The following is a 7,509-nucleotide window of genomic DNA, read 5'->3' as shown; positions in this document are numbered from 1 at the left end:
GTAAAGTACAAAATTTAACTTAGACAGTCATTCTTTTTTCTATTGTATTTTTAATGAGAGATAGATGTATTAAAGCGCAGTAAATCCATCTTAGACTTGGATTTATCTATTTGGAGACTTAAAATTTTCAAACAAAGTTTTAAAAAATATACCCATTCCTAAGAGTGGGTATATAGATCAGAATAAATTAGGCAAAGCAAGACAGCATTATTGCCCGTTTTTGATCTGCATCAGCAATTCAAAATTATGCAGACGTTTCTCTGTGTCATAGATGTCACAGGTGAAGATAAACTCATCTACATCATATTTTGCTATGAGTGCTTCCAAACCGGCTTTAACAGTTTCTTTGGAACCCACTTGCGCCATGGCAAAGAAATTGTCGACAGACATTTTTTCAGGTGGTGACCAGAATCCTTCCATAGAATCAATCGGCGCTTTCAATTTCAGGCTTTGACCGCGAATCAGGGCAAGGACACGCTGGTAAGCACTTGTTGCCAGATATTCAGCTTCTTCATCTGTATCTGCGACACAAGTCGGTACGCCCATAGAAACATAAGGACGATCCAGATATTCAGACGGTTCGAAATTGTCCCGATACAATTGAATCGCTTGACCAAGCATACGCGGAGCAAAGTGAGATGCAAAAGAATAGGGTAGACCAAGTTTTGCTGCCAGCTGTGCGCTAAACAGGCTCGAACCTAATAACCACACAGGTACGTGTGTGCTTTGGCCTGGAGTTGCCACAATGCGTTGGCCTGGAATCGGATCTTTAAAGTATTGCAGAATTTCTAAAACATCCTGCGGGAACTGATCTTCAGTTTCCTGACGGCCACGGCGTAAAGCACGCATGGTCATTTGATCGGTACCCGGAGCACGGCCTAGACCCAGCTCAATACGATCTGGATATAAAGTCGCTAATGTACCGAACTGTTCTGCTACTACTAAGGGTGCATGGTTTGGCAACATAATGCCGCCAGAGCCAAGTTTGATGCTATTGGTATTTGCCAGTAAATAGCCTAAGAGAACGGCAGTCGCTGAGCTGGCAATACCATCCATATTATGATGCTCGGCCAGCCACATCCGGCTATAACCTAGACGTTCTGCGGTCTGGGCCAGTTCCAACGCATGTTGCAGGGAGAATTGAATGGTCTTATCGTCACGAACTGGAACCAGTTCGAGAATAGAGAACTGGGTATCGGTAAGCGTACGCATAATATTACTCTTGAATAAACATGACTAAGAGCATACGACTTTGCATTGTATTTGTATATCGAAAAAAATCGATATATATGTAAACCAAAATAACAGGCAAAAAAATAAGCATCCGAAGATGCTTATTCAAGGAGGAAAAGTGATTAGAGGAAATCTTAGTGACGGTGGTTATAACGGTAGTTGCTAGTACGATAGTTTTTTGAGCTGTAGCGACGGTCATAACGGTCATCATAACGACGGTCTTCGCTGACTTTTTTACCAAGGGCAGAACCACCTGCAGAACCTAATGCAGCACCAATTAAGCCACCATTAGAACCCGCCATGTTTTTACCTACGGCATAACCGGCACCACCACCTAAAGCACCACCGATAATCGCGCCATTACGGTCACGTTTATTTGCTGCTACTGCGGCACCAGCACCACCGCCAATCGCAGAACCGATTGTTGCACCAGTTGTACCACCCATTTTATTGCCCACTGCGGCACCAACGACACCACCCAAAGCAGAAGCTAAAGCCGTATTCGTTGTATTTCCGGCATTGGCGGCTGTCATACCCATGGCTGAGGTTGCTACGACAGCGATCATTAGAGATTTGTAATTCATGAGTACACCTTTTATATATCTAGCTGTATTTGTTGATGAGATAAATTTAATCTAGCAACCGTCAAATAGCATGGAGGCAGTGTTGGCGAATTGTGATTTTTATCTCCTTAATTTATTCATGATCTTGTTCGAATAAGTTGATGTATTACATGAATTTGGATGTGTTGAACATACAATAAAAAAAGCACCCAAACAGGTGCTTTTAATGTTAAATGTAGCGTCGAATTTAAAGAGCCTAAGGGCAAGAAATTAACGGTGACGTTTTTTCCAGTGTTTAGCACGATTCGCTTTGGCACGATCGGCTGCTTTATCTTTAGAAATTTTATTACCTAATGCTGCACCACCCGCAGCACCGAGTGCTGAACCGATATAGCCGCCATTAGAACCGCCCATGTTTTTACCTACGGTATAACCAGCACCACCACCTAAAGCACCACCAATTGCAGATGAGGTACGGTTTTTCTTGTTACTTGCAACAGCAGCACCACCTGCACCACCTAACGCAGCACCAATTGTTGCGCCAGTGTTGCCCCCCATGTTTTTGCCCAGTGCAGTACCAGCAACGCTACCTAAAGCACTTGCTGCTGCCACACGTGCAGTACTGTCTGCATGCGCACTCACTGTCATCATTGAGCCTGCAGCCATTGCAGCACTCAGTAAAATAGCATTGAGTTTCATGTTGTAACTCCGTGTCCCTGATAGGACTTTCATATGTTAGTGTGTTTCGACGCAGAAAATGTAACAAATCATGCCCAAAAGAATGTGAAGATCTACCTCCATATTTAATGTGTTTATTTGCCAATTTGTAAAATGAGAAATAAATAAGGATCGAATTGAGCAGAAAAAATCCAAAACTGAAGATTTTATTTATATTTGTTAACAAATGGCGGTGACATCGCTGCATCTAAGCAATGACTTACTGAATAATGATGTTCATTGACCCAGAGAATCGTTAAACTAGGCGCAATTTTTTGATTTCGCTGTGCTAAATCACTGTTTAGTTTAGTCACAGCCTTATGTTTGAGATTTTTTAGAAAATGAAAGAATCGTTACGTTTACGATTAGACCAACTCTCTGACCGTCATGAAGAACTGACTGCGTTATTGGCAGATGTTGAAGTGATTTCGGACAACAAGCGTTTTCGCCAGTTATCACGTGAGCATAATGATTTAACCGAGATTACCAACGTTTGGACCAAGTACAAACAGGCTGAAGAAGATATTGAAACTGCGCAAGCCATGCTGTCTGATCCTGACTTTAAGGAAATGGCGCAGGAAGAGATTAAGGAAAATAAAGCCCTGATCGAACAGCTTGAGGCTGATTTGAATATCCTGATGATTCCAAAAGATCCGAATGATGCCAACTCTGCTTATTTGGAAATTCGTGCCGGAACCGGTGGTGATGAAGCGGCAATCTTCTCGGGTGATTTATTCCGTATGTATAGCAAATATGCGGAATCTCAAGGCTGGCGTATTGAAATCCTGTCTGAAAATGAAGGTGAGCACGGTGGCTATAAAGAAGTCATCTGCCTGGTGAATGGTGAAGGCGTTTATGGTCGCCTGAAATTTGAAAGTGGTGCGCATCGTGTACAACGTGTGCCTGCAACAGAATCGCAAGGTCGTGTACATACCTCAGCATGTACTGTAGCAATTCTTCCAGAAGTGGATGTAGATACTTCAGTCGACATTAACCCGGCTGACTTGCGTATCGATACTTACCGTGCATCAGGTGCCGGTGGTCAGCACATTAACAAAACTGACTCTGCGGTGCGTATTACGCACATTCCAACCGGTACTGTGGTGGAATGTCAGGATGAACGTTCACAGCATAAAAACAAAGCCAAAGCGATGGCTTTATTGGTTTCACGTCTGGAAAATGCCAAACGTGCCGCAGCAGATGCAGCGACTTCTGAAATGCGCCGTGACCTGGTCGGTTCGGGTGACCGTTCAGAACGTATTCGCACCTATAACTATCCACAAGGTCGTATGACCGATCACCGTATTAACCTGACTTTATATAAGCTGGATGCCGTGATGGAAGGTGATCTGACTGAGCTATTAGACAGTCTGCATCGTGAATATCAGGCCGATCAGTTGGCCATGCTTGCACAGCAGAATGGTGGCTAATGAACATTCAAGAAGCACTGGCTTTACGTGGTGAACCTGAAAGTTATGAACGTCAGGAAAATGCCTGGCTGTTGGAACACATTACCAAGATTGATGCTTTTGATCTGGTAATGAAAAAAGACCAGCAGTTAACGCCTGAACAGGAACAGGCCTATGTCGAAAGCCTGGCGAGGATTGCTGCAGGTGAGCCATTGGCCTATGTCACAGGTTCACAACCGTTCTGGACTTTGGATCTAAAAGTCACTAAAGATACGCTAGTACCACGCCCGGATACCGAAGTGCTGGTCGAAACAGTCCTGAAATTAGACCTGCCGGAAGATGCACGAATTGTTGACTTGGGAACTGGTACCGGTGCCATTGCCTTGTCACTGGCGTCTGAGCGCCCTAACTGGTCTGTTACCGCTTCGGATATTTATGAACCCACACTGGAAGTTGCGAAATATAATGCGGAACAGCATGATTTAGATCAGGTGCAGTTTGTGCTTGGTTCCTGGCTAAAACCATTTGATCGGCAGTTCTTTGATGCGATTGTATCTAATCCACCGTATATTGATGCAGACGATGAGCATATGCCAGATCTGGCGACTGAGCCGGAACGTGCGCTGGTTTCAGACAAAAATGGCTTGGCTGATATTGAGATGATTATTCAGCAAGCCAAAAAACATCTGACCGTAAATGGCTGGGTTTTGCTTGAGCACGGCTATGATCAGAGCGATGCGGTCCGCCATCTGTTTACTCAAGCTGGCTATAAACAGGTCCGTACAGTGAAAGATTATGGCGGAAATGACCGGGTAACTTTAGGTCAGTGGCCACATTAATTTTTAAAGCTTGATATAATAAAAAAGCGACCTGGATAGGTCGCTTTTTTAATTCTTTTATTAAATAAATTATGACTTTTTAATCACATCCCGCCAGCGTAGTAAGCGGGTTTCGAACAATTTCATAATGCTATCGGTGATTTTGCCTAGGACTGCTAACAGGATAATCACAATAATCACAATATCCGGACGTGAAGTTTCACGACCATCACTGAGCAGATAGCCAATCCCTTGAGTGGCAGCAATCAATCCAGCCGCAATCATAAACATCCAGGACAAACTCAGACTATTCCTTAAGCCAGTCAATATTCCTGGTGAGGCAGCAGGCAATACAATCTGCTGAACCTGTTGCCAGTATTTCAGGCGATAGACTTTCGCGACTTCAAGCAGTTTACGATCTACACCCTGAATCGCAGCCACAGTATTGGTATATGTCGGGAAGAAGGCACCAATCGCAATCAAGGTGATTTTAGAAGATTCATCAATTCCCAGCCAAAGTAGGAGTAGAGGAATCCAAGCCAGACTCGGAATGGATTTAATTGCAGAAAACGTTGGTTCCAGAAAATCTTCAGCATGTCTGTTTAACCCCACTAAAATCGCAAAGATCAGTCCCAATCCACTACCAATCCCAAAGCCAAGAAAAACCCGCCAGCTACTGGTCCAGATGTGTTGCCATAAATCGCCCTCAGCCAGTTCAGTAAAGGACTGAAACAGGCTACTCGGTGCAGGCAACAGATAAGGTTCGATTACGCCATTACGGACCAGTATTTCTACCAATACGATAAAAATAACAGGCAGGGTGAGGGCTTTGATCAGCGAAATGCTGCGTGGTAACACAGCGGATTTTGACTGTTCTTCCACGCTCAACTGTTCCGAGATGCTTTTCGGTATAGCCATTACTTAGTTGCAACCTTTTTAGCATAGCGGGCATCAAATAATTGAGTCACGACCTGATTGACATTGGTTCTTTTACGAACCAGTTCTTCTTCCGTCAGGATACGACCAGCTTTTTGTAATGCCCCGGTATGTTTGGTGGTTGGAATATTCTGATCCAGATTAGTACGGCTGAGTTGAAGCTTGGCGACTTCAATCGGAAGCTTGGCTTCACGTGCCAGTAATTCAGCCAATTTGTCGGGATTGGCTTTCGCCTATTGACGTGCCTGTTCATAAGCTTTAATCACTGCTTCAATCGCTTCCGGACTGGATTTGGCAAATTGGTCTTTTACGCTCAGTACGCTATAAGAATTAAAACTGACATTGCGATACAGTAATTTGGCACCTGACTGTGCCTGCGCAGATGCCATTAAAGGATCAAGGCCTGCCCAGGCATCGACCTGTTTATGCTCTAACGCAGTCTTACCATCCGGATGCTGTAAATGAACGAGCTCTACATCACGCTTGCCCAAACCAATCGTATCTAAGGCTTGTAAAGTAAATAAGAAAGGATCTGTACCTTTAGTGGCAGCAATCTTTTTACCTTTCAAATCTTTCAGAGATTTGATATTCGAATCTTTATTGACGACCAGTGCTGTCCATTCAGGCTGGCTCTGGATATAAACTGTTTTAATCGGGCTACCATTGGCGCGGCTAAGCACTGCCGCTAAACCTGCAGTAGAAGCAAAATCTGTGCTACCGCTATTTAGATATTCGAGTGAGCGGTTACTGCCTTGGCTAAATACCCATTTAATCTTGGTTTTTGGTAAAGCTTTTTCTAGCAGTTTCTGTTCTTTAACCACCAGACTGGTCGGTGCGTAATAGGCATAATCCAATTTTAATTCAGATGGAATCGCTGCGTTAGCCAAGCCGGTAAAGAAAGAAATAGAAAGACCGAGTAAAGTCAGACCCGAAGTTCTTAATGTTTTTTTCATGAATATCTCAATCTTGAATTAAATTTTTTACATTCATAGCGGTAAATTGATAAGCACACAAAAAAGAAAAAAAGATAATCAAATCAAAAAATGAAATAATTAACAGCTTTAAATATAGGTATTTGTTTTTATTGTAATTTATTAAATAAAAAATAGAAAGGTTCTGCTTAGATAAAATTTTAAAAATGGTATGGCATAAATTGATAAGCTGTTTTTTTAATCATTCGTCTTTGCAGTAGGAGGTTTTATAAATAACGATTGCCATAAAAAAAGCGATGCATCAGCATCGCTTTTTGAGTCACTATTTTATCAATCTGGATAGCTTACATTGGGTAGTCTTGCAAGCAGTCATAAACCTCGACTTGATCCAGGCTACCAGTTTCCATTGCCAGGCAAAGGGCCACAACTTTGGCGGTATCAGCAAGATATTGTTCATCTTTCAGTGCAATACCTTGTTGTAATGCAACAATGCGCTCAGCTGGAATTTCAAGCGATTTCGCAGCTTCAGTGGCATCAATCTGGTTAAAGAAGTGCACAATAGCATCTTTGAGGGCAGAATCAGACGCATTCAAGATGCCTTGATTCAATTGCTCTGCATTAAGATCGGTCGAAGAAACTAAAGCCTGGGCGAAGTTTTGAACAAGATTTTGTCCAAGAACATCAGTCATCTTTAACATGGAAAATACCTTCAACAAGGAAAGAGGGAAAGGGAGTACAGCCAAAAGTGAAGCACTAAAAATTGATTGAAAAATAAACTATATTAATAGGGAATGCAAAGCATTATGGATGACCGTTCAGTCCTCTATTTTTGGGCTGTAAGCCTTGAAAAATATAACTGTTGAGAAAATATAAATATAAATTTATATGCTAAATTTTAATC

At 42.6% G+C, this 7,509-nt stretch carries 7 protein-coding genes and 1 pseudogene; 2 read left to right on the top strand and 6 right to left on the bottom strand.

Annotated elements, in window-relative coordinates; translation table 11 throughout:
• Nucleotides 1–207: 207 nt before the first annotated feature.
• The 3 genes from B4J23_RS13175 to B4J23_RS13165 form a co-directional block, all read right to left on the bottom strand.
• Complete coding sequence (locus tag B4J23_RS13175; RefSeq protein ID WP_291361240.1) at nt 208–1,212, bottom strand: LLM class flavin-dependent oxidoreductase; 1,005 nt, start codon at nt 1,210–1,212, stop codon at nt 208–210.
• Nucleotides 1,213–1,367: 155 nt separating this feature from the next.
• Complete coding sequence (locus B4J23_RS13170; protein WP_291361238.1) at nt 1,368–1,817, bottom strand: hypothetical protein; 450 nt, start codon at nt 1,815–1,817, stop codon at nt 1,368–1,370.
• 249 nt (nt 1,818–2,066) lie between these two features.
• On the bottom strand, nt 2,067–2,495 hold the full coding sequence (locus B4J23_RS13165; protein WP_034171622.1) for a glycine zipper domain-containing protein: 429 nt from the start codon (nt 2,493–2,495) through the stop codon (nt 2,067–2,069).
• A gap of 359 nt (nt 2,496–2,854) precedes the next feature.
• Here B4J23_RS13165 and prfA point away from each other — a divergent pair, with 359 nt between their 5' ends.
• Both prfA and prmC read left to right on the top strand, forming a co-directional pair.
• Nucleotides 2,855–3,943, top strand: a complete 1,089-nt coding sequence (prfA, locus tag B4J23_RS13160; protein ID WP_179993310.1) for a peptide chain release factor 1 — start codon at nt 2,855–2,857, stop codon at nt 3,941–3,943.
• Nucleotides 3,943–4,761 carry a peptide chain release factor N(5)-glutamine methyltransferase gene (gene prmC, locus B4J23_RS13155; RefSeq protein ID WP_291361234.1) on the top strand — a complete coding sequence of 273 codons (819 nt, stop codon included), beginning with the start codon at nt 3,943–3,945 and terminating at the stop codon, nt 4,759–4,761. Before prfA ends, prmC begins: the two co-directional genes overlap by 1 nt.
• A 69-nt stretch (nt 4,762–4,830) precedes the next feature.
• On the opposite strand, the gene B4J23_RS13150 is transcribed toward prmC, so the two are convergent.
• From B4J23_RS13150 to B4J23_RS13140, 3 genes and pseudogenes are all read right to left on the bottom strand, one after another.
• Nucleotides 4,831–5,658, bottom strand: a complete 828-nt coding sequence (locus B4J23_RS13150) for an ABC transporter permease (RefSeq protein ID WP_291361232.1) — start codon at nt 5,656–5,658, stop codon at nt 4,831–4,833.
• Nucleotides 5,658–6,629, bottom strand: a pseudogene (locus B4J23_RS13145) (aliphatic sulfonate ABC transporter substrate-binding protein). Before B4J23_RS13145 ends, B4J23_RS13150 begins: the two are co-directional and overlap by 1 nt.
• Nucleotides 6,630–6,952: 323 nt before the next feature.
• The gene (locus tag B4J23_RS13140) at nt 6,953–7,306 is read right to left on the bottom strand and encodes a hypothetical protein (protein ID WP_004783846.1); all 354 of its coding nucleotides are present in this window, start codon (nt 7,304–7,306) and stop codon (nt 6,953–6,955) included.
• Between the last annotated feature and the right edge of the window lie 203 nt (nt 7,307–7,509).

Source organism: Acinetobacter sp. UBA3025, assembly GCF_002367915.1.
Taxonomy (GTDB): Bacteria; Pseudomonadota; Gammaproteobacteria; order Pseudomonadales; family Moraxellaceae; genus Acinetobacter.
The sequence above is the reverse complement of the archived record's forward strand: the minus strand, read 5'-3'. Positions and strand labels throughout refer to the sequence as shown.